We start from the raw sequence: 3,656 nt of genomic DNA on the forward strand, positions 1-3,656 counted from the left end.
TGGGTCGGAGGGGTGGGTACATGCACGCTGTTGGGTCCTGAGGGGCCGGGCGCTGATCGCGCTGGTTTTCGAACTGGTGGTGGTTGGTGGCTGTTTCCTTGAGGGCCTCTTCTTGCTCTCACCGGTTGGTGGGTGTGGGGGAGGGGTACCGCCCGTACTTTGAGAACTACACAGTGGACGCGAGCATCTTCGAGTCGATTCTTTTGGGTCGGCTCGTGAAGATGATCTTAAAGATCATTAGTCAATTTTTTGACGATTCAACTCATGTGATTTCAAGTCTTTAAGAGCAAACGGTGGATGCCTTGGCATCTGGAGCCGAAGAAGGACGTAGCAATCTGCGATAAGCCTCGGGGAACTGATAAGCGAGTTTTGATCCGAGGGTGTCCGAATGGGGAAACCCCGCCAGGGCGCGTGCGTACCTGGTGACTCCCGCCTGAATATATAGGGCGGGTAGAGGGAACGTGGGGAAGTGAAACATCTCAGTACCCACAGGAAGAGAAAGCAACAGCGATTCCGTGAGTAGTGGCGAGCGAAACCGGATGAGGCTAAACCTAGCGTGTGTGATAGCCGGCAGGCGTTGCATGTTGGGGGTTGTGGGACTTTTCGGATTGTTCTGCCGAGCAGTCGACGTGACAAGAGGGTATAGACGAACGGTTTTGAATGGCCGGTCATAGAGGGTGCGAACCCCGTAGTCGAAATGCTTGTTCTTGGCGTGAAGAGTATCCCAAGTAGCACGGGGCCCGAGAAATCCCGTGTGAATCTGTCAGGACCACCTGATAAGCCTAAATACTCCCAGATGACCGATAGCGGACAAGTACCGTGAGGGAAAGGTGAAAAGTACCCCGGGAGGGGAGTGAAATAGTACCTGAAACCGTTTGCTTACAAACCGTTGGAGCCTCCTTAGTAGGGGTGACAGCGTGCCTTTTGAAGAATGAGCCTGCGAGTTAGCGATACGTGGCGAGGTTAACCCGTGTGGGGTAGCCGTAGCGAAAGCGAGTCTGAATAGGGCGATACAGTCGCGTGTCCTAGACCCGAAGCGAAGTGATCTATCCATGGCCAGGTTGAAGCGACGGTAAGACGTCGTGGAGGACCGAACCCACTTAGGTTGAAAACTGAGGGGATGAGCTGTGGATAGGGGTGAAAGGCCAATCAAACTTCGTGATAGCTGGTTCTCTCCGAAATGCATTTAGGTGCAGCGTTGCGTGTTTCTTGCCGGAGGTAGAGCTACTGGATGGCCGATGGGCCCTACAAGGTTACTGACGTCAGCCAAACTCCGAATGCCGGTAAGTGAGAGCGCAGCAGTGAGACTGTGGGGGATAAGCTTCATAGTCGAGAGGGAAACAACCCAGACCACCAACTAAGGTCCCTAAGCGCGTGCTAAGTGGGAAAGGATGTGGAGTTGCTTAGACAACCAGGAGGTTGGCTTAGAAGCAGCCACCCTTGAAAGAGTGCGTAATAGCTCACTGGTCAAGTGATTCCGCGCCGACAATGTAACGGGGCTCAAGCACGCCACCGAAGTTGTGGCATTGACATTTTTGGTAGGCCTTCGTGGTCCAGCCGTGTTGATGGGTAGGAGAGCGTCGTGTGGCGAGTGAAGCGGCGGGGTGACCCAGCCGTGGACGCTACACGAGTGAGAATGCAGGCATGAGTAGCGAAAGACGTGTGAGAAACACGTCCTCCGAAAGACCAAGGGTTCCAGGGTCAAGCTAATCTTCCCTGGGTAAGTCGGGACCTAAGGCGAGGCCGACAGGCGTAGTCGATGGACAACGGGTTGATATTCCCGTACCGGCGAAGAACCGCCCCAGTCAATCCAGTGGTGCTAAGAGTCCTAGCTCGGAATGTTCCGGATCCCTTCGGGGTGATGGTCGTCCGTGTGAACGCTCGACCCCATGCTGGTGCGGCTAGCGTATTAACAGGTGTGACGCAGGAAGGTAGCCCAAGCCAGGCGATGGTAGTCCTGGTGCAAGTGCGTAGGCCGAGTGATAGGCAAATCCGTCACTCATTGAGGCTGAGACACGATGCGGATAAAAAGTGGGTGATCCTATGCTGCCGAGAAAAGCATCGACGCGAGGTTCAAGCCGCCCGTACCCCAAACCGACTCAGGTGGTCAGGTAGAGAATACCAAGGAGATCGAGAGAATCGTGGTTAAGGAACTCGGCAAAATGCCCCCGTAACTTCGGGAGAAGGGGGGCCATCCACTTATTAGGACTTGCTCCGAAAGGGTGTGGTGGCCGCAGAGACTAGTGGGTAGCGACTGTTTACTAAAAACACAGGTCCGTGCCAAGTCGCAAGACGATGTATACGGACTGACGCCTGCCCGGTGCTGGAAGGTTAAGAGGACCGGTTAGCCGCAAGGCGAAGCTGAGAATTTAAGCCCCAGTAAACGGCGGTGGTAACTATAACCATCCTAAGGTAGCGAAATTCCTTGTCGGGTAAGTTCCGACCTGCACGAATGGCGTAACGACTTCCCAACTGTCTCAACCGCGAACTCGGCGAAATTGCATTACGAGTAAAGATGCTCGTTACGCGCAGCAGGACGGAAAGACCCCGTGACCTTTACTACAGCTTGGTATTGGTGTTCGGTGTGGCTTGTGTAGGATAGGTGGGAGACGGTGAAGCATTCACGCCAGTGAGTGTGGAGTCATTGTTGAAATACCACTCTGGTCACTCTGGATATCTAACTTAGGACCGTGATCCGGTTCAGGGACAGTGCCTGGTGGGTAGTTTAACTGGGGCGGTTGCCTCCCAAAATGTAACGGAGGCGCCCAAAGGTTCCCTCAACCTGGTTGGCAATCAGGTGGCGAGTGTAAGTGCACAAGGGAGCTTGACTGTGAGACTGACAGGTCGAGCAGGGACGAAAGTCGGGACTAGTGATCCGGCAGTGGCTTGTGGAAGCGCTGTCGCTCAACGGATAAAAGGTACCTCGGGGATAACAGGCTGATCTTGCCCAAGAGTCCATATCGACGGCATGGTTTGGCACCTCGATGTCGGCTCGTCGCATCCTGGGGCTGGAGTAGGTCCCAAGGGTTGGGCTGTTCGCCCATTAAAGCGGTACGCGAGCTGGGTTTAGAACGTCGTGAGACAGTTCGGTCCCTATCCGCTGCGCGCGTAGGAAGTTTGAGAGGATCTGACCCTAGTACGAGAGGACCGGGTTGGACGAACCTCTGGTGTGTCAGTTGTTCCGCCAGGAGCACCGCTGATTAGCTACGTTCGGGATGGATAACCGCTGAAAGCATCTAAGCGGGAAGCCGGCCTCAAGATGAGACTTCCATACCATTTATGGTGAGAGGCTCCCAGCCAGACTACTGGGTTGATAGGCCGGATGTGGAAGCGTAGTAATACGTGAAGCTGACCGGTACTAATAAGCCGATGACTTGATAACACACCTGTTTTGGTGCTTGCGTCCACTGAGTGGTTCTCGATGTACGGTCGGGAACTCAACAATGATGAAGTCGTTGTTGGTTTTTGAAACATCAATAGTGTTTCGGCGGCCATAGCGAGAGGGAAACGCCCGGTCACATTCCGAACCCGGAAGCTAAGCCTCTCAGCGCCGATGGTACTGCAGGGGGGACCCTGTGGGAGAGTAGGACACCGCCGGACTTCTTTTCAGTCGAAATGGCCACCCAAAGCTGGGTGGCCATTTCGCATTTACGGGC

Annotated in this window: 2 rRNA genes; both read left to right on the plus strand. The window is 54.6% G+C overall.

What is annotated here, in order from left to right:
- Positions 1-270 precede the first annotated feature (270 nt).
- Positions 271-3,382 (plus strand): 23S ribosomal RNA (locus F9B98_RS15740).
- Positions 3,383-3,483: 101 nt separating this feature from the next.
- Positions 3,484-3,600, plus strand: a 5S ribosomal RNA gene (gene rrf / locus F9B98_RS15745).
- Positions 3,601-3,656: the final 56 nt, after the last annotated feature.

It is taken from the genome of Microbacterium testaceum StLB037 (assembly GCF_008763945.1).
Lineage (GTDB): Bacteria > Actinomycetota > Actinomycetes > Actinomycetales > Microbacteriaceae > Microbacterium > Microbacterium testaceum_G.